The organism is Ralstonia flaminis, from assembly GCF_958415495.1.
GTDB lineage: Bacteria > Pseudomonadota > Gammaproteobacteria > Burkholderiales > Burkholderiaceae > Ralstonia > Ralstonia flaminis.
This window is the reverse complement of the sequence record NZ_CATZLL010000018.1, coordinates 94,844-119,406: the sequence shown is the minus strand read 5'-3', so window position 1 is coordinate 119,406 and position 24,563 is coordinate 94,844. Positions and strand designations below refer to the sequence as shown.

Sequence of the window (24,563 nt, the reverse complement as noted above, 5' to 3'; positions counted from 1 at the left end):
TCACCGCTCCCACATCGGCTTGACTACCTTGTTGGCGATCAACCCTTGCAGGGCACAAAGCGCCTCGTGAATCTTGGCAGTGACCTCACGAATCTCAGCTACCCGCACTGGCTCAACAGTCGTCTTAAGGGTGCCTCTGGCTGACATGAAAGCAATACTAACGTCCCCCTGCTCGTCCTGAGACAGAGCGTTGTGCGCATACTTATTGCGCCCGCCCTGTGCCGCCTTTATCTTCTTGATAACGCTTTCGTAATCTTTCAGCTGCGGGAATTGCTCCACAAGTTGCCCGCAAAGCGCGCCAATCACGTCTACTCGCTGCTGGAAATTGCTGTGGGCTACCATAGTGAGAGCGCGTGGATCCGTCGGCGAGTCGTAACCTGCGAGCTTCGATATTGCGACCGCACTCATCGATTCTAGGGAACCCCAAACGCAAACCATTCGTCCCAACTCCAGCAAGTATTCATCTGGAACTGGCCAATTAGCATTGAATTCGCCGCGCTTAGCAGTCTTCTGTGTTGTCATCGTTCATTTACCAGTCTTTCTGATTGAGCATGACAGGCTGCTGCCCCTCATCCCTCACCGCATCAATGACGGCTGAATTAGCGAAACAGCAGCGCTCCGATCTGTCGCGCAACCTCCGACGGCGCTGCTGAGCCCAAACTAATTTCGCTCCATGAATAAACGTGCTGACCAGCAGACCGCGCTTGCTTGAAGTGGCGGCCAGCATCGTTCGTGATAATCACAGCTCCCTCGGCTAGCGCGACCAAGAAGGCGTCCGTTCGGTTTTTCGGGATCGCCTTGCCAGGTCTGTCGGTTACCTTGATCGACCGTAAGGTCTCGGTCATACCGTCACTGGCCCAGACACCGAAATCAAAGCCCGAGTACCCGCGACCAGCCTCATCGAATCCGAAGATGCCTCGCTCGGTTGCGGCGGCGAGGAGTTGGCGGCACAGATCTTTCTCCGCAACCGAAACTCTCTCGCTTGCGATAGCCTGCTGGTACTCACTTGCCAGATCCGGCGTAACCGATACGACGTACTCACTAGTGGCCAGAGCGGCGATCGGATTAATGCCTGCCTGAACCATTTCCGCTAGGGTATTGTTGTCGAAGTAGATATTCACAACTCAGCCCCTTGAGAAGCCTGCCAGTAATTTATCAACACCAACATAACAGAGTCTTGGCGAAGCAGCCAAAGGTTCGCATACGGACAGCACATTAGAGTGGGCAACAACAGGATAGGCATTCAAAATGATTAGTCAGTCCAGCGGTATCGCATCGCTTGTAGGCGGCTTTTTTTCATGGATAGTGCGCGAGCACTGCGCACGAAACCCCGAGGCAGTAGTCAAGGCTTGGGAACAGATGAATACCGAAGCTCCGACTCTAGCGGATGCCGGCCGCATGTTCGCAGCCTATGGTACGGATTTTTCGATCGCGGAATTGCGCTACATCGCGAGGCATTCAGAAGCCCTGCGATTGGCGAGGCATGTTGCTGCTGGACGGCAGTACTTAGATTTCGATGAGTCAGCTGGTTTCCGCGCGGAGAAGACCTTTGTACCGCCCCCACCGCGGTCCGTTCGCCAAGTCGCAGTGCCGATGTTTTCGACCATATTTGGGGCGGTCTTTGCTGTCTTGGCGTTGCTTGCCGATAACTTCAAGTGGGCAGCTATCCTGGGTGCGCTGACGGTTGTGCTTCTACTGGCGACGCTTGTCGAATTTGCAGAGATGCGCGGGCGCCATTGGGCACGCAAAGCAATCGAGCAAAGCGCTAGTGCGAGCCAGCCAGAACCGCAACCGTTGCAGGCAGCACCGTCAAGTGATTCTGACTCGCAAAGCTTGGCATGCTGAATCGGGTCGGCTGAAGTGGGACGTACGAACTGTATCCCCATGCCTCATCCTTGAGGCATGGACAAGAATTTGGCATAGGATTCAACGCGACCACGTCGTGATTCAACCTTCGGTTGCCTGAGTCTCGGTCTTAATGTCTAGCAGGCCGCTTGCTCTTTCTCCGGTGCCTCTGATCGTGCGCAACGCCTCTGGTACTTGAAGGAAGCTGACTGCCGAAGCCAAGGCTTCAAGTAGCTTGTAAACTCTGGTCGTAACTGTCAAAGGAACATCGCCTCCGTTGCCATCTGTATCCAACTCGCGGGCTCGTTCACAAGCAACAGGCACAGTTTCGATAGGGAAATTTTCTTTCTTCAACATCGTTTTGTTGTATCCGCCCAATACCCTCTTTAGTTCCTCCTCCACCTTGGACGCTTGCTTAAGCATAGCGACATCCTGAGGTTCCACATGGTGCAAAAGAAGCCAGAGCTCAAAACACGGGTTGCTCAAAGCGACTTTTACACCCGCCTGGCGAGCGCGCTGAAGCGCCTCGGTATAGGAACCAAGATGAGAGCCCTTTATGCAGTGATCTGTATCCAAAAGCATCCATCGTTCGTCGTCCGAATCCAAATCAAACCGCAACAATCTATCGAGAACATGGGGAGCCGACGAAGTTCCGTCCTCAGTGGGCACTACAAATACTTTGACCCTCTCTATCTCAAAAAAACTGAAATACTGACTTGGCGCATAGCGATCGTCGCATGCAACCACAAATAGGCGATCGTCCCGGAATTTACTCGTATCCCGAGTAAGCGGGCGAGGCGTTCTTTTTATTAGACTCATGAGGACGCAGATTCATCTATCAGATTGTCGATACGACCAAGAAACGGAACTGCACCAAAGCGACCTTGCAGATAATGCTTTCTCACCTGCAAATCATTACGCACCTTGAAATCCGCCAGCGAATATAGCTGCGTTGCCAAGGAAGCATCCTTCTCTGCAAACCAAATTTCGTCGCGCCTCAAAAGAGCCAGATCCAACAAATTTGACTCATGCGTAGTAACGATAATCTGATGCGCAGCACCTTCACAAGAACTCAAGAAATAATCCAAATACTTCCAAATCAACATGGGGTGGAGGCTTCTATCAATTTCATCAATAAAATAGACTCCACCATCCTCTGATTTATGCAACGCAGGAATAAGATTCAACAATCTCCTTGTTCCATCTGATTCCTCGTTGAGGCTGAAGGATTCCGCTCTTCCGGAAGAAGTTCGATGCGCTGCCTTTACCGAAAGCAAATAGAAATGATTTGCATCCGATCGTTCAATTGTTACTTCGCTACCGTTGGGAAGCTCAAGAACAGCAATCTGCGATTCACTGCTCTGAAATTCCTTGAGGACTCGATTAACAACTTGCTCAGGAATCAGCTTCCTTAAATCATCCTCCGAAATTTCGTCTTTTTGAACCTCCAGATGATCCACCCCAGTTGAGGATGATCGCAGGAATTCACCCGAGAAGACCCTAAAATCCTCATCGTCCGTCAAGTAATGACCAACGGGCAATATCGCAGAATTTGGCTCAATCAACCGAAGGCCAAGTCGAAACCACTCAAAGATTTCGCCCAACTCGCCATCCACCCCCCCAACGCCTAGGGTAGCTACTACTGTAGCCATAAAAGTTTGGTGTGGAAGGCCACCAACAGTGCACAACGCCTTGAACCTTTCGCCACACTGCTTGGAAAAAGCCGAATCTGCTTCAACAGTCACCTTACCTTCAAAGTCCGTAACACGTTCAAAAAGAGCTACTTCTTTCTTTCCATTGATACGGGACAACCACTCTTCAACAACGTAGTCATCATCAACCCTGATTGCATATCGATAGATCTTATTTTCAACAACAAATGTTAAATCAAAGAATGATGGTTTATCCGGCGAAGCGCCAAACTTAAATGGTTCTCGACCTGTCCCAGCTACCGGGTCCGCTGATCGTGGAGTCAGCACTGCGTCTCGAAGAAAGTTAAGGCCCTTGAACAGATTGGATTTCCCGGCACCGTTTGCACCGTAGATGACCGCTGTCTTAAGCACGCTCTCATCTGTGCCCGGAAGGGGAACCGCATGGCTTGGATGGCTCCCCGTAAGCTTCTTGCTTGCCACGAGATTGAGTGTCGCCTCCGCGTCAAAGGAGCGGAAATTGCCGACGGTGAAGGATACGATCATGATCTTTGTGATTTTTCCGCGGATATGCGGCATTTATAGCAAGCCAGAAGCCGGAAGCCAAGCTTGTACGCGAAATTTTCACACATTGCCTCCTCCTTGGAAAGCATTCGACTTTGCTCGTGGGTCGCTTTGTGTCGGCGCTAGTGGCGAAGCCTATATGCGCAGGTAAGGAACGCGCGCCCTGCCTGCGGCTCGAACCAATAAGTGCTCTACAGAGCATATTTGAATTTGAGGCCGGCCGGACGCTAGCCGGGAGAGGAACCGTTCACATCTGGCAGCAATCCAAGAAATTGCTAACGTGGATACAACTCCAGAGATCGCCAAGCAAAGGCCGGCGGGCCGGCTGACCTCCATCTCGGGGCCGCGCCCAAGCTGTGGAACGCAGTCCGACACTAAGCCCGTAGATAAGGCCTAAGGATTTCTTGACCGATGCTGCTTTTCGGAAGGTTCAGAGTTGCGTGAACTAAGACGCAGATAGTTCAGCGTTAAGTGAACCACGTGTTCGAAGTTGTACGAGCAACTCGGGCGCAAACGCCTAGGTATCGAGCTCTGCCGGTTCAGGGTTCAGTGAATCTCGACATCAGGCTCCCTGGGTGCTGTGCACGGTTTCGGGCCAAGACGAGTTGCTCGAGCAGCGCGAGGTCGACGCGGCTGTCCTCGAAGCACACGTCGATGGCTTCCGCGAACACCGTCTGGTAGCCGCCTAACCGTCCTTTTCGGAACAACGACTTCCGCACCTCCGGGTCAATTTCGATCCCGGCATTCCGTTCCCACGTCTCGAAGTAGACGTGGAGGGCACCTGCCGGCATCGACACGCACGCATGGGGTAATTGGCCGTCCGGAGCAAATCGCACCAAGAAAATTCGGGAAGTTCGGGTCACGCGAGCAGAGATTGGATGGCAACCAGGACAGCAGCCATAAATCCGTTCTCTGTTACTTCGGGCGCCTCGCGTATGCACTTAAGAATACAGAAACCGCCTCTCGTACCACTCGTTTGCGTTCGGCCGGACTAGGCGCTCTTGCTTCGGCGCCAACGACACGCAGCCACAACAGAGGCTCATTGATCAAACCCAGGAATTGCTTGGCCACGCGCACAGCATCACTGAAGGTCAATGTGCCCCGATGGGCGCATGTCTCAAGATAGGTCACCAAAGCCTTCATGGCGGGTTCTTTACCTGCAGCCATGAAGCGCTGGGCCAAGTCCGGGAAGATCGCCCCCTCTGCAATCACCATACGTAGTAGAGCAACGGCCTCCGGCGGCGCCCAGAAGTCGGCAACAGCTTGTCCAACTAGCGTCAATCCATGTTCGGGATTGGATAACGCAGCCGCATCCTGAGTAATTTCCAGCACCGGAAAGTCGCGCCAGACTTGTCGGACTGCCGCATCGAATAAGGCTTCTTTGCTCTTGAACTGGTTGTAGATCGTCCTGCGAGCAACTCCTGCATCGCGTGCTACCAGATCGATGCTAGTGCCGCCGTAGCCGCGCGTGAGGAAAGACGCGACAGCAGCCTCGAGGACCGCCTCCTGTGTGGGTGGAACACGTAGCACGGGAGCGGGGGCAACGACCTTCTTCAAGCTTGACTCCTATTGACGGAAATTGCACTGCACAATACAGTGCAATACATATGCACTGCACTGTGCAGTCTATGGAGCATAACATGTCCCGAAATTTATCTCCTGAGCATCCACCGGCACCTCCAATTGGCAGCCGCTTTGATCGAGGATGTGCCACCTTCGAGCATGTGTTCGGCCTGCCGGCCAAGACATTTCTGGATGCGTTGGCTGATGTATCGCCGGATTTCGCGCGCCACGTCATGGAATGGGAGTTCGCAGATGTCTACAGCAGACCAGCATTGAGCCTGCGTGAACGCGAACTGGTAGTCCTTGCAGCCTGCGCAGCACTTGGAGCTACCGGCCAAGGCCCTTTGCGACTGCATGTGGGAGCAGCCCTGCGCTCGGGACTCACCCAAGAGGCTATCGTTGAGACCTTCATTCAGGTCGGTTTTGCCGCCGGTATGCCGGCGACTTTGCTGGCAATGCAAACAGCCAAGGATGTGTTTGCCTCCATGGCTTCCTCTGAACCGGGGGCCTGAACGTGGCGCTCGATCCTCTCATCGCCGACTTTCTCGCCAAACTTCCGCCTGTGGGCGGGCCCGCCGCCTCACTGGATGCCCTGCGTACCGCCGGCGAAGTGCAATTGCGGCTCTTGCATGGCCCGCTGGCATCCATCGCCGACGTTCGAACTCATAGTATTCTGAGCAGCGATGGCCATTCGATCCGGATTCGTGCATATACACCGGTCACGCCGAATTCCGTGCCCTTGCCGGCCATCGTCTACGCCCACGGCGGCGGTTGGTTTCGATGCTCGCTCGAGCTGTACGACAACCCTTGCAGGGCGTTGGCTCACGCCACGGGCTGTGTCGTCCTGTCAGTTGACTATCGACTGGCACCCGAGAACAAGTTTCCAGTTCCTCTGCACGACTACTACACGGCCTTGTGCTGGGCCGCGAGTCATGCGGACGAGTTAGGGATCGACCGCACCCGCCTGGTGGCAGGTGGCGATAGCTCGGGTGCCAACCTGGCTGCGGCGGCGACATTGTGTGCGCGGGATGACACGAGAGGCCCGGCCATAGCGCACCAACTGCTGCTGTATCCACCATTGGATTCGGCGATGTCGTCAACGTCCTATCGCGAGTTTGCGACGGGCTACTTCCTGACCCGCAGTACGATGGAGTTCTGCTGGTCCGCCTATCTGCACGTTAAGGCGGATGGTGACTCGCCGTGGGCGTCCCCACTCAGAGCGGCAAGCCTCGCAAATCTCCCTTCCGCCACGATCCTGGTTTGCGAATACGACCCTCTTCGTGATGAAGGTGAAGCCTATGCCCGTCGTCTCGGCGAGGCTGGCGTCGCCACGGAGTGTCATCGCTTGGACGGCATGGTGCATGCCTGCATCCACATGCTGGGAGTGACGCCTGGAGCCCGTCGTTTGTTCGAGCTTGCCGGCAGCTCGTTGAAGCGTTCGTTGAACCTCACGTCGCAGCCATGACCATGCGACGGCGAAATGACTCAACGGAGTTGGCACCAGTGGCGGTGCTATTACCAGGAACACGGATATGAGCAAACGGGGGATGCAGTGCGTGACCGCGTTGGTCTGCGTCTCATCAATATCCGACGGCTGGCGCGACAAGCGCAACGACTCGCGCGGGAGTAACTGATGCGCACTACTTCACCCCTGTGCGTTGGTGGATCGCGAGTCAAAGCGGGCCTCCAGGAGGTCCTATGAGTCATCGCGTACACGGGTACCCGCGAAAGTTCAGAGTTACGTGAACCCAAACACAGATAGTTCAAAGTTAAGCGAACCACGAGTTCAAAGTTGGCCGAGCAACTCCGCCGGAAATGCTTATAAGTCGGGACCTGCCGGTTCAGTGTTGAGTGAATCTCGACATCAGCGCTCAACTTCTTCTGGCGCGTGCTCGACGTCGCCTCGAAAAACCTCTTTTTCTTCAACAACTTATGCCTCTGGAGCCAAGGAATGAGGAGAGTGCATAGTGCTCGACGAAGGAGACGCATGCGAAGTCGGACGGATCTTCGCCCAAAAAGTACTCCATGGATCACACAAAAGAGAATCCGCCCGAGCCTCGGGCCCGAACAGACCACCACCAGCGCTAAGGCACAAGGAGGCTTGCCATAGTCGCCCTTAGCGACAGCCGCCAAGTAGGGATGAGGCAACCAAACGGCAGATTGAGAGCAAGTAATGCCACTGGCGCCCCTACTGTCCGAGATCTAGCGGTCTTGCTATACTCCGCGCGCCCTTCCTCGACGCTGCTGCAGGAAGGTACTGAAGGCCTCCAACTTTGCCGGAGGCACCGTCGTACCTTATGCATTCTCAGCAGCTATGTCTTCCATTCCCCGCTTGAAGAAAGCCTTGCAACGGCAAGGCGTCCATGTCGACTACAACGCCGGCATCTATCACCTGCGCAATGAGCATTCGCAGGCCTCCGTACTTCTGCCCGAGTCTCTACCCCTAGAAGAAAAGGCGGTACGGCAGCTCCTGTCTTTCGCAGCCGTGCGCTCACCAGACAGCCACCATGGCGTTTGCAAAGCATGCGCAACACCTGATTTCCATCCAGGTGGTATCGCTCCGGTTGGCTCCATCGTTGCAACTGACCCGGATTTCGTCATTCCGGCGGCAGTCGGCACTGACATCAACTGCGGTATGCGCTTGCTGACCACCGGTCTTACGCTGTCGCAACTGGAGCCGCTCAAGCCGAAACTGATTGAACGTCTGACCCGAGCGATTCTCGCGGACGGGCGAGACGTGCCCGTCAATAGCTCGGCCTTTCGGGCGCTCTTTGACGTTGGTCCCGAGGCCTTCGTCGACAGCATTGCCCAACAAGGCCTCTGGCAACAGGTTGACCGCGAGCGGCTGGCGCGCGAGTTCTCACAGTGCGTCAGCCTCAGCCAGTTCAAGGCCAGCTCGAAATACGCGCCGGACGCGCACGTCGGATTGCGCGAAGTCTTCCGCGATCCTGCGTTGGGCACGCCGGGCTCCGGCAACCATTTCGTGGAGCTGCAGATCGTCGAAGAGGTTTTTGACCGGCACGCGGCCTATCGCGCGGGGCTGGGTCTAGGCGATATCGTCGTGATGATCCACAGCGGATCGCGTGATGTTGGGTTCTATGTCGGTCAACGTTGGATGGATCGCGCTCGGGCTTCATGGCCAACTGGCTTGAAGCATCCGGAGAGCGGTTTGTACGGACTGGCCGGAGACCTTGCGAGTGAGTACCTGACCGCCATGGGCACCGCCGCACGGTATGCCTGGCTCAATCGAGTCGTGCTTGCCGAAATGGTCCGCAAAGAGTTGACCGAGTTGACAGGGGAGGCGCGCTCCAACTTGGTAGTGGACGTTCCACACAACGTTGTGTTGACGGAGAACGGTCTGAACATCCATCGCAAAGGTGCCACGCCGGCACGCGATGGTGACTTGGCGCTCATCCCAGGGTCGATGGGGGATTCGTCTTTCGTTGTGACGGGGCTTGGTCACCCGGACTGGCTGTGGTCGTGCAGTCACGGCGCCGGCAGAAGCGTGCGTCGCCAAGCGGTACGGAGGCTGCGTACGGAACAAGCCGAACACCAATGGACCTGCGTCACGCTTCGGGAAGAACGCCGGATTGAGGAGGCCCCCCAAGCCTACAAGCCAATCGGCCCTGTCATTCAGGCACAGGAGGAAGCGGGCCTGATTCGAGGTGCTGTGCGTCTCAAGCCGTGGATAACATTCAAGGCCTGAGAACCATTTCCGTGATCCAGAATGAAGCTCAACACACCCCGCAAGTTGACGTTGATCCGATGGCTAGTCTTTGGCGCTTGGCTTATTGGCGTCACCGTTCATTTGTTGGTGTACGTACTGCCAGCCCAGCCAACCCAAACCACCGAGTGGTATGCCTCACTCGGTGGTTACCGGGCCTTGGTCTTCGGAATTACGCGTTTTCCGCTGTGGGTGGCAGGCCTGGGCATGCTGGTCTTAATGGACTGCTGGATACGCCGCGAGCGCTGACCACCCCCTGCCGGCTAGATAACAGGTCGTTGCGGGCGACGACCTACAGCAGCATATGCACTCAAAAGTCGAACGACCACATTCAGGAGTCGAATTGGCCTTACGTAGGACCGCGACCGCTGCTAGTAGACATTAGCGGCCGCAATGGGACGGCAGCTGTCTTTGATCTCCTGCCTCACGAGTGGCAGCTAAGGTTGATGACTGTCTGGTCGTGGCCGGGTTCGAACCAACCTTCTTCACATACCAACGTCGTGCTTGCCCTTAGCCTTTCACATAGGAACGCGGAGCCAAGCATCGAGCTGAGCTCTGCGTTTCATTTCGCGGTCCTGCCTCTCGTTGCCCCACTAGCATCACAGGTCGCGAGCCCGCTGATGCATGACGGCGCGCAACAGCGGGCACCGTGAGGGGATCCGTCGCACAAAGCCACTACAATAGCGCCCCTTCGCCGGTGGCGCCCGCTCCTGACATCCCGTGCAGGCGCATGCCTCCCGCTGCACTCGAGAAGCCACAATCCTATGATGTCAAACGCTTGCGGCGTCGATTTCGGCACGTCCAACTCCACCGTCGGCTGGCTGAGATCGGACGCACCCACCCTGCTGCCGCTCGAAGACGGCAAGGTTACGCTGCCTTCCGTCATCTTCTTTCACGCTGAAGACCCGCTGGTCAGCTACGGCCGTGCCGCGCTGACCGACTATCTTGCCGGCTACGAGGGCCGCCTGATGCGCTCGCTCAAGAGCCTGCTCGGCACGTCGATGATGGACGACAGCACCGAGGTCATGGGCCAGGCCATGCCCTTCCGCAAGCTACTGGCGCACTTCATCGGCGAACTCAAGAGGCGCGCCGAGCGCGCCGCCGGCCATGAATTCCGCCGCGCCGTGCTGGGCCGCCCGGTGTTCTTCATCGACGAAGATCCCAAGGCCGACCAGCTCGCCGAAGACACGCTGTCGGAAATCGCGCGCGACGCCGGCTTCGACGAGATCGCCTTCCAGTACGAGCCCATCGCCGCCGCGTTTGACTACGAAGCCGGCATCAGCGGTGAAGAACTTGTGCTGGTGGCGGACATTGGCGGCGGTACGTCGGACTTCTCGCTGGTGCGCCTGTCGCCCGACCGCGCGAAACGCCCTGACCGCCGCGAGGACATCCTCGCCAACGGCGGCGTTCACATTGGTGGCACCGATTTCGACCGCGCCTTGAGCCTAGCCACCGTGATGCCGCTACTGGGCCTGAACAGCACGCTGCGCAACGGCAAGGCGATGCCGTCCGGCCAGTATTTCGACCTGGCGAGCTGGCACACCATCAACCACGTGTACACGCGCAAGGCGTGGGCGGTGGTGATGGACAACTACCGAGATGCCGCCGACACCGAAAAACTCGACCGCCTAATCCGCCTGATCCGCGAGCGCGCCGGCCACTGGCTGGCCATCCAGGTGGAAGACGCGAAGATCGCGCTGTCGGACGCCCCGGTGGCGGAGATCGACCTGCACCGCATCGCGCCCGAGTTGAAGCAGCCCGTCACGCGCGAGGACTTCGACCAGTCGATTGGGAAGCTGGTCGGCAAGACGGTCTCGACGGTGCAGGCGATGCTGAAGACGGCGGGCGTCGCAGCGGAAACAGTCGATACCATTCTCTTCGCCGGCGGCTCCAGCGGGGTGCCGTTGCTGCGCGAGCAACTGGCGCAAGTGCTGCCGTCGGCGCGGCGCGTCGAAGGTGACCTGTTCGGCGGGATCGGTTCTGGCCTGGCGCGCGATGCGGCGCGCAAGTTTAGCTGACGGGCGGCGGGACGTTTCGAGCGTATCGAACCATCCGGGCTGGGATATCGCTGTCGTTGGAGACGAAGACCACGCCATGCTAGAGGCGAACCAACTCAAAGCAACGGACTCAGTTCGCAGGCTAAGCTCAATGCCGTCGCCAGACGGCTCAACAAACGTCCGCGCAAGACTCTAAACTGCGATACGCCAGCGGAACGATTCCATCAATACGTTGCATTGACCGGTTGAATCCGCAACCCACTGCGGTCGTTCAGGCATGGCTTCCCGCCCACTCGCGCCGTATCAGCTCCACCCCTTCCCGATAGCTCGTCACCTTGAACTCGGGGAAGCGATGCTTGAACTTGGTGGAATCAAACAGGTTGTCCTGCTCGTACCGGGGCAGCAACTCACGGATCTCCCGCACGGGCTTGGAGAAGATGCCCGCGGCAGTCATGACCCATTTGCCGATGACTGTGTAGGACGGCTGCCGGCCAAACACCTCGCTGGCCATGGCGACGAACTGTCTGTACGTCGGCCGATCGTCGTCGCAGGGCAGATGCCAGGTCTGCCCGAACGCATCGGGCGCGTTGCCCAGCGCCGCCAGCGCGCGGCTGGCGTCGGGGGTCCAGATGAGTGTGCGCCGGGTGTCGTCGCGCACCGGCACGCGCGGCTTCTTGCCGGCCTCCAGATTTTCGATGACGAGCGCGTTGGTGAAGCTCTGCGTCTTACCCGGGCCATAGAACTCGGGCGCCCGGCCAATAAGCACGGGGATCTCTGCGCGTGCCATCTCTTCCAGCACCATCGACGCCATCGCCGCCCGCACCCTACCCTTGCGCCCTACCGGCGCGAACGGCGTTGCCTCCGTCTGCAGCCTGGCATCCTGCGGATACATATAAGTGTTGTCGAAATAGGCGAACCTGGCACCAGCCGCCCGGCTGGCATCCAGCGCGTTCTTCAGCATGACGGGAAACTGCGCTTCCCACAGTTGAGTGTCCGGCGGCAGACCCGCGGTGAAATAGACAACGCTGCTACCCTTCACTGCCTCGGCCGTCTGCTTCGCATCGAGCAGGTTGGCCGGCACCAGGGTATCGGTGTCGTTCACCTTGCGCGGGTTGCGGCTCACCAGCCGCACTTCGCCCGTGTAGTTGCGATGCAGTTCTCGCGCCAGTTCCATGGCGATCTGGCCGTTCGCTCCCAATATCGTCTGCATTTCGTCCGCCTTTGAGAAGTTGCTCTCCTAGTTGTAGGCAGAAGACTAACGTTGAAGTCAACTTGAAGGTCAAGCCGACCGTTGCGACGAAATCCAACGCCTTGACCTTCAAGCCAAGTTCAATCTTAGAGTGTGTTCGCCGGTCAACCCACAGAGGAAAGGTCAACGCACATGGATACGCGGTTTACACAGGTCGAATTCGGGCCGCACAAGGTGGAAGTGTTGAGAGGCGGCTACTACGACCGCTATCGGATGAACCCGAATCTGGATGAAGTGGCACTGGACCCTGCGGCAGGAAATATCGATTTCTTCCGCCGGATCCCCAAGCGCTTGGCCGCCTCGCGCGTCGGCCCAACCTGGGCGCCCAACTTCTATTACCGCTCCAGCAGCATTCAACTGCTGTTTCTTGCACCGCTCGCGCGGTTGCGGGCGACCGTGCCTGAGCCGCTCGAACCGCTTCGGGCATTCCCGGGCCATGGGCTCGTCGCACTGACCTTCTTCTCGTATGCGGTGTGCGACAACGACCCGTACGACGAGGTGTCCGTTGCTGTGGTGATCCGTCGGCCTGGGGCACGCGGGTCACATGCGCTGGAACTGCTCGATTCCATGCGCCGTCGCAGCTTCGTCGCGCACGTGCTGGCCCTGCCCGTCACCACGGAGATCGCGCGCGTGCGCGGCGTACATGGCTATCAGTTGCCCAAGTGGCGCGCCGACATCGACATGCACATCGAGACCGCCGTGAGTGCCAGCATTGCCACGCCCGGCGGCAAACCGGATCTGACCTTGCATGCGCCGCTTCCCGCCCTGCGCAACGTCGTACCCCAGTCCCGCATGGGAACGACGACCATGATCAACAAAGTCGACGGCGCATGGCACCAGAGCACGGTGCAGAGCAACACGCTGTCGTTCGCCCAACGCCTGTTTCCGCGCGACATCAAGCTGGTGCGCAACGGCGGCCCGCTGAGCCAGCTGCTAGACGGACTGGGAGCGTCTACCGTTCTTCGGTTGGACGTTGTCAAAGACGCGCAACTGGTTTTGAATCTGCCAACGCCGCTGAAGGCTTTCGAGCATGCCCTCATATGAGGAAAAGGCGTTCATGCAGGCCCACTCATCCGCCCAGGAAAGGAAGACCCCATGACCACCCCGCAACATGACCTCGTCGTGTTTGGCGCCACCAGCTTTGTCGGCCAGATTCTGACCCGCTACTTGGCCGAGCAGTTCTCGGGCCAGGCCGAGACCCTGCGCTGGGCCATTGCGGGTCGGTCCGAAGCCAAGCTCAACGAACTCAAGCGCTCACTGGGTGCGGCAGGCGCCGCCCTGCCCGTCATCGTGGCGGATGCGGCCAACGAAGCCCAGTTGCGCGCGCTGTGTGCACAGACCCGGGTGGTGGTGTCTACGGTTGGCCCCTACGCACTGTATGGCGAGCCGCTGGTCAAGGTTTGCGCCGAAAGCGGCACCGATTACTGCGACCTCACTGGGGAAACCCAGTGGATCAAACGGATGATCGAGAAGTACGAAGCGACCGCGCAGCAATCAGGTGCACGCATCGTGCATTGCTGCGGCTTCGACTCGGTACCGTCGGACATGGGCGTCTACTTCCTGCAGCAACAGGCGATGCAGCAATGGGGCACGCCGGCCACCCACGTGAAGATGCGCGTCAAGACGCTCAAAGGTGGCGCATCGGGCGGCACCGTGGCCAGCCTGATCAACGTGGTGCAGGAGGCCGCCGCCAACCCCGCCTTGCGCAAGGCGCTGGCCAACCCGTATGCCCTCTGCCCCAACGGCCACGGCTTCACGGCACGCCAGCACTCCACAAGGGGTGCGGCGTTCGATACCGATTTCGATGCGTGGATCGCGCCCTTTGTCATGGCGGCCATCAACGAGCGCGTGGTGCACCGCTCCAATGCGTTGTCCGGCAACGCCTACGGCAACCAGTTCACGTATGACGAAGCAGTGATCACCGGCAGTGGCCTGCAAGGCCGTTTGAGAGCCGTGACGATGGTCGCCGGCCTGGGCGCGTTCATGGTGGGGATCGTCATCAAGCCCACGCGGCTCCTGATGGAGCGCTTCCTGCTGCCCAAGCCGGGCGAAGGCCCCAGCCCCGCAGCCCAGTTGGCTGGCCGCTACGACATCCGCTTCTTCGCGCGCACTGACGACGGCAAGACCTTGCGCGTGAAAGTTACGGGGGATCGCGATCCGGGCTACGGCTCCACCGGCAAGATGCTGGGCCAGGCCGCCGCCAGCCTCGCGCTCGACCATATCAAGGACGGCATCAAGACCGGGCGCCCCGGCGGCTTCTGGACGCCGGCCACCATGTTCGATGACCGCTTCATCGCGCGCCTGACCCGCCACGCAGGCCTGCGCTTCGAGCGCCTATGATCGACGCGTAGAAGATCGCGAGAGGGGACAACACTGGAAGGCAGGCGACGCGGCAGCGCACCGCCCGCCTCCCGTTTTGGCGCGCGGCCGCTCAGTGACCCGAAGCGCCCGCCGCACCGAGGCCCGTTTCCGAACGCACCTGCTGCGCATCGAAAGACGCCTTCTCAACCTTGGCACGCGCGCTGGTATCCAGCACCGAGAACAGCCACACGCCCACAAAACCGATCGTCATCGAGAACAGCGCCGGCGAGGTGTATGGGAACCATGCAGAGCCCTTCGGATACCCCAGCGTGGCTTCCCACACCGACGGCGACACAATCGTCAGCCCCACCGACGAGATCAGCCCCAGGAACCCGCCAATGACAGCACCGCGCGTGGTGCAGCCCTTCCACAGCATCGAGAGGAACAGCACCGGAAAGTTGGCCGACGCCGCCACCGCAAACGCCAGCGACACCATGAACGCGATGTTCTGCTTCTCGAAGGCGATGCCCAGCAGCACGGCGATCACACCGAGCACCAGCGTGGTGATGCGCGACACCTTCAACTCATCCGCGCTGTTGGCCTTGCCGTTCTTGAAGACAGTGGCATACAGATCATGCGACACCGCCGAGGCGCCGGACAACGTGAGCCCTGCCACCACCGCAAGAATCGTGGCAAAGGCCACAGCAGAGATGAAGCCGTAGAACACATCACCGCCCACCGACTTGGCGACCAGCACCGCAGCCATATTGGCCGTGCCCGCGCCGCCCTTGATCACACCCTTGGCCACATCAGAGAGTTCCGGATTGGTCAGCACCAGCGTGATCGCACCGAAACCGATGATGAAGATCAGGACGTAGAAGTAGCCGATCCAGGTGGTCGCCCAGAACACCGACTTGCGTGCTTCCTTGGCGTCCGGCACCGTAAAGAAACGCATCAGGATGTGCGGCAGCCCAGCAGTGCCGAACATCAGCGCCATGCCAAACGAGATGGCCGAGATCGGGTCTTTGATAAAGCCGCCCGGCGACATCACCGACAGGCCGATCTTGGTGGCATCGTCCGACGACTTGCCGGCATTGGTGGCAATGGCGGTCTTCACTTCGACGGCCTTGGCGAACAGCGCTTCGGGGCTGAAGCCGTACTGCGCCAGCACCATGATCGCCATGAACGTCACGCCGGCCAGCAGCATGCACGCCTTGATGATCTGCACCCAGGTCGTCGCGGTCATGCCGCCAAACAGCACGTAGACCATCATCAGCGCACCGACGATCACTACCGCCACCCAGTAGTCGAGCCCGAACAGCAGCTTGATGAGCTGCCCCGCGCCGACCATCTGTGCGATCAGGTAGAAAGCCACCACCACCAGCGTGCCGACGGCGGCAAAGCTGCGGATCGGCCCTTGCTCAAAACGGTAGCCCGCCACATCGGCAAAGGTGAACTTGCCAAGGTTGCGCAGCCGCTCGGCCATCAGGAACGTGATGATCGGCCAGCCGACCAGGAAACCGATGGAATAGATGAGGCCGTCGTAACCAGAGGTCATCACGGCAGCAGAAATACCCAGGAAGGAGGCGGCCGACATGTAGTCACCCGAGATCGCCAGGCCGTTCTGGAAACCGGTGATGCCGCCACCGGCATTGTAGAAATCTGCCGCCGAGCGCGTGCGCTTGGCCGCCCACTTGGTGATCCACAGCGTGCCTGCCACGAACAGCGCAAACAGCACGATGGCCGTGGTGTTGGTTGCCTGCTTGGCCGTCTCGCCAACATCACCGCCCGCTGCAAAGGCCACACCGCAGGCACCGGCGGCCAGCAGCGCCACCAGCATCATGGAAAGCGTCTTCTTCATTTGGCGACATCCTGCAGGATGTCCTGCGTCAGTTGATCGTATTCGTTGTTTGCGCGGCGCACGTAGAGGCCGGTGATGACGACTGTGAACACAATCACCGCCATGCCGACCGGAACGCCGACACTCATCACCCCTGCACTCATGGGCTTGGCGAGAAACGGCTTGTTGAATGCGATCAGTGCGATGTAGCCGTAGTACACAACCAGCATCGCCACTGTCAGAAAGAGGCCGAGCGCATTGCGCCGGCGCTTGAGCTGCGCATATTTCGGATGCGCCGCGATTTTTGCTACCAAACCATCCTGCATCGCCTGTCTCCTGAATTGCTCTTGAATGAGTGCGGCGATTCTGGATAGCGAAACTGACTGAACTCTTACTCGGCCCCTCGTGAGCGGTGTGGCAGGCACTATGGTTTTCCCTAGCGCTGCCGGGCTTGTTGCTCCGAGATGTGCTGCAGCAGCGATTGGGGAATACGCTCGCGACTGCAGCGGGAGACCTCAACAAGCCGTGATCCGGGTGCCTCGTATCAACAGCTGAGCGATCCAACCGCTACCGCACTGCCAGTCCGCGCCGCTTCAGCCCCACTCACCAGCCTGAAGCGGAACCTCGCGTGGCTTCAGTTCTTGATGGATTGCGCTGCGGCCTGTTCGATAAGCTTCGCCACTTCGGCCGGATGCGAGATGTAAGCGACGTGGCTGGCGTTCTTGATCTCGATCGTCTTGCTGCCTGCGCGTGACGTCATGAAGCGCTCCAGATCAGGATTGATCGCACGATCTGCGGTGGCGACGACGGCCCAGCTCGGTTTCGTCCTCCAGGCAGCCTGCTTGATCGGCACACCAAATGACTGCGCAGCCGGTGTCACCTGCGAGATCGCCATGAACTTGGCTTCAGCGGCAGGCACGTCGGCAGCAAAATCGGCATGGAAGGACACCGGGTCAAAGTACAGATAGCCATCGGGGGTCGGTTTGATGGCCTGGGTGGCGGGCGGCATCTTCTTGGTCAGGTCGAGCGGGCTTTCGCCGGTGTCGGGCTGGAACGCGGCTACGTAGACAAGACCCGCGACCTTCTCGTGGTTGCCGGCCTCCGTGATGACAGCACCACCGTAGCTGTGGCCAACCAGGATGCTGGGGCCGTCTTGCGCCTCAACCACGCGGGTGGTGGCTTTCACGTCTTCATCGAATGACGTCTCTGGTTGCTGCACGACGGAGACCTTATAGCCATCGCGCATGAGAATCTTGGCAACGGCCTGCCAGCCCGAGCCATCGGCAAAGTAGCCGTGCACCAGCACGATGTTCTTGACGGGCGCGGCGGCCGTTGCGTTCGAGCTAAGCGCCACTGCAGAGAAAGCGACGACAGCGGTGCGGATTGCGTAAGAGAGGACTTTCATGGTGACACTCCTTGGGGCTGTGTGGACAAAGGCACATCGTCTGAAGGCGAAGCCGCAGAACGGACAGTGGATCGGGGAGGAATAGCCGTCGATCAACGCATCGCCGTCCACCCATCTCACGCACCATTTGTTCTAATTATGAACAGCTGTGCGCATAGCGGATGTGTCGTGAATCCTAGGAATGAGACCAAAATTACGCAAATACATAGCACCAATATCGACTATCCGAATTTCAGATAGTGGTGGCCGGCCTATCCAGCAGCGGCCCGCCCATGTCGCGCCCATCGCGCCAACACCTTAGGCACCGGAAAACTCGATGGTCGGCTCGCAGCGGACGGGGAAATTCACGGAGTTCGCCACGTAGCATTGCGCATGCGCTTTGTGGTGCAGTTCGGCGGCCAGCGTATGGTCATCGCCATCACGAATGACCACCCGGGGGCGCAAGACAACGCTGGTGAACCGTCCGCCATCGGGGCGATCCACCATCGTCCCTTCCGCGTTGTCGACATAGTCGAGCACGCAGATGCCGGCGTCGGCACACAGATGCAGATACCAAAGCTTGTGGCACGCCGACACCGAAGCCAGCAGCAGATCCTCCGGACTCCAGCGCGCCGCATCCCCAAGAAACGCCGCATCGGACGAGCCGGAGATCTCCGGCTTGGTGCCCGCGCGGATCACGTGATCGCGGCCGTATGCGCGGTACCCCGATGTGCCCGTGCCCCTGTTGCCGATCCACTGCACCGCAACGCGGTAGTTGTGCTCGCCGTATGCCATGGTGCCCTCTATCGATATCGAAACGTTGAACGGTGGCGTCGGACCAGCCGCGCTGGGTCTCACTCGCCTCACTGACCTGCGGGCGCATTCTGGCATGAGATTCTTCATTTGGTATACCATTATTCCAAATGAACGGATGAACATGATGGAAGCAAAATTGGATTCCACCGCAGACGCAGTGGCCGCTTCGTTGCGGGAAATGATCGCCAACGGCGAGCTGACCGGCGGCGAGCGGCTGGTCGAACGGGATCTGGCCGACCGCTTTGGGGTCAGCCGCATTCCCATGCGTGAAGCCATTCAGCAACTGGAGCGTGAGGGGCTGCTGGAGACCTTCAGAAACCGCGGTGCCGTCGTACGCATGCTGACCGCGGCAGACGTGAAGGAAATCTACGACCTGCGCGCCCTGCTCGAAGGGGATGCGATCTACCAAAGCGTGAAGCAGCTCGATGACGAAACGCTGGCACGCGCGGAGCTTGTCCATCGGCTGTTGGACGACGCGAGTTCAACGACAAGACAAGGCGAGCTCAACCGCGAATTCCATGCGCTGCTGTATGCGTGCTGTGGCAACGCACGCCAGCTCAAGGCCATTGCAGAATTGCGCGGCCAGGTTGAACGCTATGAGCGGCTGCAGAACACGCTGCTTGCCGACACACCGTCGTTCCAGCTAGAGCACGATGCCATCCTCCAGGCCTGCCGGGAGCGCAACGCTCGCGGCGCGCGCTCGATGACCATCGCGCATCTCAATTCAGCCAGAGCCACTGTGATGCAACTCGTCGAAGACGATTGAGGATGGAGATCGCGCGCGGCCGGATCCGCAGATCAGCGTTGCGGGCGCTCGGTGGAGTCTGTGGATGCCTGCTCGATCGCCTGCGCGGCAGACAGGCCGGCTCCGTCGGGCTCTGACGGGCGCTTCGCATGGCCGATGCGCTGCGCGTGATAGATGCCGGCGTGACCTGAGAAGAGGTAGCTCACCACGCAGGCAATGCCGGCAAACGTGCCGACCTCGGGGCCGAAGAGCTCCATCGCCATCAGGGTCGATGCAATGGGCGTATTGGCTGCGCCCGCAAACACCGCAACAAACCCCAACCCCGCCAGCAGCGGGAACGGCAGCGGCAACACATAACCGAGCGCATTGCCCAGCGTCGCACCGATATAGAACAGCGGCGTCACCTCACCGCCCTTGAAGCCGGAAGCCAGCGTCACGATGGTAAAGGCAGCCTTGCCTGCAAAATCGTATGCCGGCAACGGATTGTGAAAGGCATCGACGATGACGGGAACGCCCAGCCCGAGGTACCTGTCAGTCCCCAGCGCCATGGCTCCAGCCACGACGACGCAGCCGCCCAACACCGGGCGCAGCGGCCCAAACGGAATACGGTGCTTCAGCAGGCGACCGAGCTTATGCGTCAGCGCTGCAAACGTCTTGCCTGCCAAGCCGAAGACGATGCCGGCAAGCACCACCATGCCAATCGCAACCGGCGTGAGGTGCGGAACAAACGGAATCGCATACGGCGTGTGATGCACCCCCAGCAGTGGCGGCACCAGATCGCCAACGATGGCTGCGATAAAGCACGGCAGAATCGCGTCGTACCGCAAACGCCCGATGGCGAGCACCTCCAGGCCAAACACGGCACCGGCCAGCGGCGTGCCAAACACCGAAGCAAAACCGGCGCTGATGCCGGCCATCAGCAGGATGCGGCGGTCGCCCGGGTCGAGCTTGAACAAGCGCGTCAGATAGTCAGCAAAGCTCCCCCCCATCTGAACAGCAGTCCCCTCACGCCCGGCCGAGCCGCCAAAGAGGTGAGTGACAACGGTACCGAGCAGGATCAGTGGCGCCATGCGCTTGGGCACCACGCGCTTCGGGTCGTGAATCTCGTCAATCAGCAGGTTGTTGCCGCCCTCCACCGAACGGCCTGTGTAGTGATACAGCAGGCCGACGGCAAGGCCGGCCAGGGGCAGCAGCCACAGCAGCCACGGGTGTGCCAAGCGCGTGTCAGTCGCCCAGTCGAGCGCCAGCAGCAACACGGCAGAGCCGAGCCCGGCGAGCATGCCAACGAGCGACCCGAGCGAGAGCCAGCGCAGTAGATACGCCAGCATGAGCAGTGGCTCGGAACGTGTGATCTTTCTCTTCATGATGACCAGATTCGAAGAACGCAAACCTGGACGACAGGATGTCGTGTGGACGTGAGCCTACAACTTCCTTGCCCAGGAACTTGTAGGCATCATCAGCCAGCAGTTGCTGCCGGCGGTTAAGGGAGGAATGCCATCTCCACAAGATGGCGAATTGTGCCTGAAATCAGCAACGCCGTGGGCATGAGCGTGATGCCCATCACGGCGCAGTCTGTGTCACTCAGCCTGCCCGGCGCGCGCGATGATGTCCCAGCTAGCCATGAACAGCGCGGCGACCAGCGGCCCGATCACGAAGCCGTTGATGCCGAACAGCGCCATCCCGCCCAGCGTTGAGATCAGCACGACCCAGTCGGGCATCTTTGTGTCCTTGCCGACGAGGATCGGGCGCAGCAGGTTGTCCACGAGCCCGATCACGCCGACGCAGAACACCACGAGGATCGCGCATTTCCACAGCTCGCCCGTCGCCAGGAAGTACAGCGCGGCGGGCACCCAGACAAGGCTCGCGCCAATCGCAGGCAGCAGCGACAGAAATGCCATCAGTGCACCCCACAGCACGACGCCCTGGATACCCAGAACCCAGAAGATCAATCCGCCGAGCGCACCCTGCACGAGCGCAACTGCGATGTTGCCTTTCACGGTGGCGCGCACGACCGTCGTGAACTTGGCCAGCAGCAGGTTCTTGTGCTCCTCGTCGAGCGGCAGTGCGCGGCGCACGCGACGGCCGATCTCACCGCCATCGCGCAGCAGGAAGAACACCATGTAAAGCATCACGCCAAAACTGACGACGAACTGAAACGTGTTCTGACCGATGCTGAGCGCCTGGGTGGCCGCAAACTGGCTGATCTGTGCGGCACCATCGCTGAGCTTGCGCTGGATGCCGGGCAGATTGGCCAGACCGTACTTGGCGAGCAACTGCTGGATCGACGCCGGTAGCACATGGATGGCGTCCTGAAAGTACTGCGAATAGTTGGGCTGCGCGTTCTTGATTTCCTGATAGACGTAGGCCACTTCCTGCACGAGCGTAATCGCCACGAACAAGAGCGGAAGAATCACGATCAGGATGATCAGGGTGAGCGTGACAAGCGCGGCCAGATTGCGCCGCTTGTTGAACCGGGCGACCAGCCAGCGCTGCACGGGCTGGAACAGAATCGCCAGGATGACACCCCAGAACACCGCCCCGAAGAACGGCGAGAGTATCCAGCAAAGCCCGACGGTAACGGCGAATAGCAGAAGGTAGAAAAAATACTGGCGGTCGTGTCCGCTATCCATGGTGCGCCTTCGCGTGAAGGTGAAGTCTGAAGGCTCCGGGTAAGGCCAGAGCGACGTGGGTTGAACCGGAGTATGCCCGCGACGATGCTGTTGGCATAGCAGTTGCGCGCACCGCCGCCAGCGCGCGCAAAGGTGGCGCTACACGGGCATCGGGTTGCGCAACCCGGAAACCATCAGTGCAACAAGGCGTTTGGCACCGGCTTCCCAGTCGGTGTCGGCGCCGAACGTCGCCACACCGGCGATTGCACACAGCAGTTCAAGCGGCTCGATCGGATGCAGAATCTCGCCTGCCTTTCTTGCACGCTGCAGCAACAAGGTCAGTGCCTCGACGATCGCCTCGGCAGACAAGGTGCACAGCCTGTCGCCACCCTCGCCATCCTCGCCGCTGACCATGCAGTTGAGTACGTCGGCGTGAATCTGCTTGTTGGACAGATAACCGATGAACAGGAGCAGCCATGCCTGAATGGCGTCCAACGGCGCGAGTTGTGCGGACAGCTGTTGTGCCGCCTCAACGAGCCGGTTGCCCTCATCCCGGTAGATTTCGTCGATAAGCGCCTCGCGTGTCGGAAAGTGCCGGTACAGCGTGCCGATGCCCAGGCCCGCCTCACGCGCAATGTCTTCAAGGCTGGCGGAAACGCCCTTCTGCGCAAACGCCGCCTTTGCCACGTCCAGCAGGCGTTGGCGGTTGCGTTCGGCATCGGCGCGGGGTTTTCGGCTTGTGATCTTCTCGGCCACTGAATCGGGTCTCACTTGACAAACGGAGGAAGCCTCCGCATATTAAACGGAGGCCGCCTCATGTTATGTCCTCCCATCCGGCGGCGCAAGGCACACTTGCCTGGAGGACGCGTCAGTCAGGGCTTGAGGCTTTGCCTGATCCGCTTGCCCCTTGCTGTTGGAGTTCTCCACATGTCGCTGCGTCCCGCCACGTCGTCCTCGCCTGCTGCCGCCCCCGCTACATCGGCAACGCCCAGCGCGGACAACAAGTTTCATAACCCGATCAGCCGACCCAAAACCAAAACGGGTTTCTGGGCAGGGCTGCGCCTGATGTGGGCTTTTTTCAACAAGCCCGCGGGTACCGTGCCGGAGCAGCCGGTGCCGACCCAAGCGTTGACGCGTGAAGCACTGCTCGCAGCGCCCGATCGCTCACTGTTTCGCCTCGGCCACTCGACCGTGCTGCTCAAGCTGCGCGGTGTCTTCTGGCTGACCGATCCGGTCTTTGCAGAGCGCGCCTCGCCGGTGCAGTGGCTCGGCCCCAAGCGATTTCACGCGCCCCCGATCACGCTGGCAGACCTGCCGGAGATCGAGGCGGTCATCCTCTCGCATGATCACTACGACCATCTGGACCACGAAACCGTCCGCACGCTCGCGCCCAAAGTGAAGCACTTCCTCACACCGCTGGGCGTGGGTGACCGGCTGATCGATTGGGGCATCGCCGCCGACAAGGTGCGGCAGCTCAACTGGTGGGAATCGACCACGGTGGGCGGCCTGCAATTCACCGCTACACCCGCACAACACTTTTCGGGCCGCACGCCGTTTGATGGCAATCGCACGTTGTGGGCGTCGTGGGTCATGATCGATGACGACCTGCGGGTCTTCTTCAGCGGTGACACCGGCTACTTCCCGGGCTTCAAGACCATCGGCGAGCGCTTCGGGCCATTCGACCTGACCCTGATGGAAACCGGTGCCTACGACCCGCGCTGGGCCTATGTACACATGCTGCCGGAGCAGACCGTTCAGGCGCATCTGGATTTGCGCGGGCGTCGGCTCGTGCCGATCCACAATGGCACGTTTGATCTGGCGTTCCACGCCTGGCAGGAACCGTTCGAACGCATTGCCGCAGCAGCTCGAGCTCACTCGGTGGAAGTACTGACGCCAACCATCGGTGCACAACTCGACATGGTGCAACCGGCCCCCACACCGGCCTGGTGGCGTGCCAGCGCAGAAGCATCGCCGCTGGCCGCCGTACCCTCCACGGCTACCTGAGCTGCCTGTCCCGATCACGAGCGTGGCGTTCGTGACGTTGGTCGAGCAAGGGCGGGGTGCGCTGGGTGATCCGGTCTCGCGCTCCATCCACGCATGGAAACCATTTGGCATTGCCGTGGCAGGTTCGCACAAACGCAACCGGATGGTCTGCCGAGGCGCAAGACTCAAGGTGTCATTGATGGCTTGACGCAGATCTGCGTTGTCGGCGGGCGAAACAATATCTGCCGTAACAAAGGTACCTCGCCGCCCAGAACGGGCCCTGCCCGCCTTAAA

General features: G+C 59.8%; 23 protein-coding genes and 1 riboswitch. Of the genes, 9 read left to right on the top strand and 14 right to left on the bottom strand.

From position 1 onward, the window contains the following. Positions 1–522, bottom strand: coding sequence for a hypothetical protein (locus tag R2N11_RS23365; protein ID WP_316682561.1), 522 nt, complete (start codon positions 520–522; stop codon positions 1–3). Between the two features lie 77 nt (positions 523–599). Next, positions 600–1,121: a hypothetical protein gene (locus tag R2N11_RS23360; RefSeq protein ID WP_316682559.1), complete on the bottom strand. Its 522-nt coding sequence runs from the start codon at positions 1,119–1,121 to the stop codon at positions 600–602. Between the two features lie 127 nt (positions 1,122–1,248). Here R2N11_RS23360 and R2N11_RS23355 point away from each other — a divergent pair, with 127 nt between their 5' ends. After that, positions 1,249–1,845 carry a hypothetical protein gene (locus R2N11_RS23355; protein WP_316682557.1) on the top strand — a complete coding sequence of 199 codons (597 nt, stop codon included), beginning with the start codon at positions 1,249–1,251 and terminating at the stop codon, positions 1,843–1,845. A gap of 102 nt (positions 1,846–1,947) precedes the next feature. On the opposite strand, the gene R2N11_RS23350 is transcribed toward R2N11_RS23355, so the two are convergent. The 4 genes from R2N11_RS23350 to R2N11_RS23335 all read right to left on the bottom strand — a co-directional run bounded on the left by R2N11_RS23350 (position 1,948) and on the right by R2N11_RS23335 (position 5,615). Beyond that, positions 1,948–2,592 carry an RloB family protein gene (locus tag R2N11_RS23350; RefSeq protein ID WP_316682556.1) on the bottom strand — a complete coding sequence of 215 codons (645 nt, stop codon included), beginning with the start codon at positions 2,590–2,592 and terminating at the stop codon, positions 1,948–1,950. A gap of 68 nt (positions 2,593–2,660) precedes the next feature. Then, positions 2,661–4,073 carry an AAA family ATPase gene (locus R2N11_RS23345; protein WP_316682555.1) on the bottom strand — a complete coding sequence of 471 codons (1,413 nt, stop codon included), beginning with the start codon at positions 4,071–4,073 and terminating at the stop codon, positions 2,661–2,663. Between the two features lie 524 nt (positions 4,074–4,597). After that, positions 4,598–4,849, bottom strand: coding sequence for a hypothetical protein (locus tag R2N11_RS23340; protein WP_316682554.1), 252 nt, complete (start codon positions 4,847–4,849; stop codon positions 4,598–4,600). 124 nt (positions 4,850–4,973) lie between these two features. After that, positions 4,974–5,615 carry a TetR/AcrR family transcriptional regulator gene (locus R2N11_RS23335; protein WP_316682553.1) on the bottom strand — a complete coding sequence of 214 codons (642 nt, stop codon included), beginning with the start codon at positions 5,613–5,615 and terminating at the stop codon, positions 4,974–4,976. Between the two features lie 83 nt (positions 5,616–5,698). Here R2N11_RS23335 and R2N11_RS23330 point away from each other — a divergent pair, with 83 nt between their 5' ends. From R2N11_RS23330 to R2N11_RS23315, 4 genes are all read left to right on the top strand, one after another. Beyond that, positions 5,699–6,133 carry a carboxymuconolactone decarboxylase family protein gene (locus tag R2N11_RS23330; RefSeq protein WP_316682552.1) on the top strand — a complete coding sequence of 145 codons (435 nt, stop codon included), beginning with the start codon at positions 5,699–5,701 and terminating at the stop codon, positions 6,131–6,133. A 2-nt stretch (positions 6,134–6,135) separates the two neighbouring features. Then, positions 6,136–7,086 carry an alpha/beta hydrolase gene (locus R2N11_RS23325; protein ID WP_316682551.1) on the top strand — a complete coding sequence of 317 codons (951 nt, stop codon included), beginning with the start codon at positions 6,136–6,138 and terminating at the stop codon, positions 7,084–7,086. Positions 7,087–7,935: 849 nt separating this feature from the next. Further along, the gene (locus tag R2N11_RS23320; RefSeq protein ID WP_316682550.1) at positions 7,936–9,327 is read left to right on the top strand and encodes an RtcB family protein; all 1,392 of its coding nucleotides are present in this window, start codon (positions 7,936–7,938) and stop codon (positions 9,325–9,327) included. A gap of 782 nt (positions 9,328–10,109) precedes the next feature. Next, positions 10,110–11,363 carry an Hsp70 family protein gene (locus R2N11_RS23315; RefSeq protein WP_316682549.1) on the top strand — a complete coding sequence of 418 codons (1,254 nt, stop codon included), beginning with the start codon at positions 10,110–10,112 and terminating at the stop codon, positions 11,361–11,363. Between the two features lie 250 nt (positions 11,364–11,613). On the opposite strand, the gene R2N11_RS23310 is transcribed toward R2N11_RS23315, so the two are convergent. Beyond that, positions 11,614–12,552, bottom strand: coding sequence for an SDR family oxidoreductase (locus tag R2N11_RS23310; RefSeq protein WP_316682548.1), 939 nt, complete (start codon positions 12,550–12,552; stop codon positions 11,614–11,616). A 171-nt stretch (positions 12,553–12,723) separates the two neighbouring features. On the opposite strand from R2N11_RS23310, the gene R2N11_RS23305 reads away from it, so the two are divergent. Together R2N11_RS23305 and R2N11_RS23300 are read left to right on the top strand one after the other, a co-directional pair. Beyond that, on the top strand, positions 12,724–13,635 hold the full coding sequence (locus tag R2N11_RS23305) for an acetoacetate decarboxylase family protein (protein ID WP_316682547.1): 912 nt from the start codon (positions 12,724–12,726) through the stop codon (positions 13,633–13,635). Positions 13,636–13,686: 51 nt separating this feature from the next. Continuing rightward, the gene (locus tag R2N11_RS23300; protein WP_316682546.1) at positions 13,687–14,931 is read left to right on the top strand and encodes a saccharopine dehydrogenase family protein; all 1,245 of its coding nucleotides are present in this window, start codon (positions 13,687–13,689) and stop codon (positions 14,929–14,931) included. Positions 14,932–15,022: 91 nt separating this feature from the next. On the opposite strand, the gene R2N11_RS23295 is transcribed toward R2N11_RS23300, so the two are convergent. From R2N11_RS23295 to R2N11_RS23280, 4 genes are all read right to left on the bottom strand, one after another. Then, the gene (locus R2N11_RS23295) at positions 15,023–16,753 is read right to left on the bottom strand and encodes a cation acetate symporter (protein WP_316682545.1); all 1,731 of its coding nucleotides are present in this window, start codon (positions 16,751–16,753) and stop codon (positions 15,023–15,025) included. Then, positions 16,750–17,058 carry a DUF485 domain-containing protein gene (locus R2N11_RS23290; RefSeq protein ID WP_021196673.1) on the bottom strand — a complete coding sequence of 103 codons (309 nt, stop codon included), beginning with the start codon at positions 17,056–17,058 and terminating at the stop codon, positions 16,750–16,752. Before R2N11_RS23290 ends, R2N11_RS23295 begins: the two co-directional genes overlap by 4 nt. Before the next feature lie 308 nt (positions 17,059–17,366). Then, positions 17,367–18,137: an alpha/beta hydrolase gene (locus R2N11_RS23285; RefSeq protein ID WP_316682543.1), complete on the bottom strand. Its 771-nt coding sequence runs from the start codon at positions 18,135–18,137 to the stop codon at positions 17,367–17,369. A gap of 297 nt (positions 18,138–18,434) precedes the next feature. Then, a complete protein-coding gene (locus R2N11_RS23280) occupies positions 18,435–18,911 on the bottom strand; it encodes an OsmC family protein (protein ID WP_199031189.1) in 477 nt (158 codons plus the stop codon). Between R2N11_RS23280 and R2N11_RS23275 the strand changes: the two genes are divergently transcribed. Continuing rightward, positions 18,910–19,698 carry a GntR family transcriptional regulator gene (locus R2N11_RS23275; protein ID WP_316682541.1) on the top strand — a complete coding sequence of 263 codons (789 nt, stop codon included), beginning with the start codon at positions 18,910–18,912 and terminating at the stop codon, positions 19,696–19,698. The genes R2N11_RS23280 and R2N11_RS23275 overlap by 2 nt on opposite strands. Before the next feature lie 32 nt (positions 19,699–19,730). On the opposite strand, the gene R2N11_RS23270 is transcribed toward R2N11_RS23275, so the two are convergent. The 3 genes from R2N11_RS23270 to R2N11_RS23260 form a co-directional block, all read right to left on the bottom strand. Further along, positions 19,731–21,041, bottom strand: a complete 1,311-nt coding sequence (locus R2N11_RS23270; RefSeq protein WP_316682540.1) for a voltage-gated chloride channel family protein — start codon at positions 21,039–21,041, stop codon at positions 19,731–19,733. A gap of 76 nt (positions 21,042–21,117) precedes the next feature. Beyond that, a riboswitch (Fluoride riboswitch) is annotated at positions 21,118–21,188 on the bottom strand. A 66-nt stretch (positions 21,189–21,254) separates the two neighbouring features. Next, positions 21,255–22,307, bottom strand: coding sequence for an AI-2E family transporter (locus R2N11_RS23265; RefSeq protein WP_199031191.1), 1,053 nt, complete (start codon positions 22,305–22,307; stop codon positions 21,255–21,257). Positions 22,308–22,445: 138 nt separating this feature from the next. Beyond that, on the bottom strand, positions 22,446–23,057 hold the full coding sequence (locus R2N11_RS23260; RefSeq protein ID WP_316682539.1) for a TetR/AcrR family transcriptional regulator: 612 nt from the start codon (positions 23,055–23,057) through the stop codon (positions 22,446–22,448). Between the two features lie 156 nt (positions 23,058–23,213). On the opposite strand from R2N11_RS23260, the gene R2N11_RS23255 reads away from it, so the two are divergent. Further along, the gene (locus R2N11_RS23255) at positions 23,214–24,290 is read left to right on the top strand and encodes an MBL fold metallo-hydrolase (RefSeq protein WP_316682538.1); all 1,077 of its coding nucleotides are present in this window, start codon (positions 23,214–23,216) and stop codon (positions 24,288–24,290) included. Positions 24,291–24,563 lie beyond the last annotated feature (273 nt).

What these genes read in the sequence shown, in the direction of transcription:
- R2N11_RS23365 (WP_316682561.1), bottom strand. Translation starts at nt 522, where the DNA reads ATGACAACACAGAAGACTGCTAAGCGCGGCGAATTCAATGCTAATTGG.
- R2N11_RS23355 (WP_316682557.1), top strand. Translation starts at nt 1,249, where the DNA reads ATGATTAGTCAGTCCAGCGGTATCGCATCGCTTGTAGGCGGCTTTTTT.
- R2N11_RS23345 (WP_316682555.1), bottom strand. Translation starts at nt 4,073, where the DNA reads ATGCCGCATATCCGCGGAAAAATCACAAAGATCATGATCGTATCCTTC.
- R2N11_RS23340 (WP_316682554.1), bottom strand. Translation starts at nt 4,849, where the DNA reads ATGCCGGCAGGTGCCCTCCACGTCTACTTCGAGACGTGGGAACGGAAT.
- R2N11_RS23330 (WP_316682552.1), top strand. Translation starts at nt 5,699, where the DNA reads ATGTCCCGAAATTTATCTCCTGAGCATCCACCGGCACCTCCAATTGGC.
- R2N11_RS23320 (WP_316682550.1), top strand. Translation starts at nt 7,936, where the DNA reads ATGTCTTCCATTCCCCGCTTGAAGAAAGCCTTGCAACGGCAAGGCGTC.
- R2N11_RS23315 (WP_316682549.1), top strand. Translation starts at nt 10,110, where the DNA reads ATGATGTCAAACGCTTGCGGCGTCGATTTCGGCACGTCCAACTCCACC.
- R2N11_RS23310 (WP_316682548.1), bottom strand. Translation starts at nt 12,552, where the DNA reads ATGCAGACGATATTGGGAGCGAACGGCCAGATCGCCATGGAACTGGCG.
- R2N11_RS23305 (WP_316682547.1), top strand. Translation starts at nt 12,724, where the DNA reads ATGGATACGCGGTTTACACAGGTCGAATTCGGGCCGCACAAGGTGGAA.
- R2N11_RS23300 (WP_316682546.1), top strand. Translation starts at nt 13,687, where the DNA reads ATGACCACCCCGCAACATGACCTCGTCGTGTTTGGCGCCACCAGCTTT.
- R2N11_RS23295 (WP_316682545.1), bottom strand. Translation starts at nt 16,753, where the DNA reads ATGAAGAAGACGCTTTCCATGATGCTGGTGGCGCTGCTGGCCGCCGGT.
- R2N11_RS23290 (WP_021196673.1), bottom strand. Translation starts at nt 17,058, where the DNA reads ATGCAGGATGGTTTGGTAGCAAAAATCGCGGCGCATCCGAAATATGCG.
- R2N11_RS23285 (WP_316682543.1), bottom strand. Translation starts at nt 18,137, where the DNA reads ATGAAAGTCCTCTCTTACGCAATCCGCACCGCTGTCGTCGCTTTCTCT.
- R2N11_RS23275 (WP_316682541.1), top strand. Translation starts at nt 18,910, where the DNA reads ATGGTGCCCTCTATCGATATCGAAACGTTGAACGGTGGCGTCGGACCA.
- R2N11_RS23280 (WP_199031189.1), bottom strand. Translation starts at nt 18,911, where the DNA reads ATGGCATACGGCGAGCACAACTACCGCGTTGCGGTGCAGTGGATCGGC.
- R2N11_RS23270 (WP_316682540.1), bottom strand. Translation starts at nt 21,041, where the DNA reads ATGAAGAGAAAGATCACACGTTCCGAGCCACTGCTCATGCTGGCGTAT.
- R2N11_RS23265 (WP_199031191.1), bottom strand. Translation starts at nt 22,307, where the DNA reads ATGGATAGCGGACACGACCGCCAGTATTTTTTCTACCTTCTGCTATTC.
- R2N11_RS23255 (WP_316682538.1), top strand. Translation starts at nt 23,214, where the DNA reads ATGTCGCTGCGTCCCGCCACGTCGTCCTCGCCTGCTGCCGCCCCCGCT.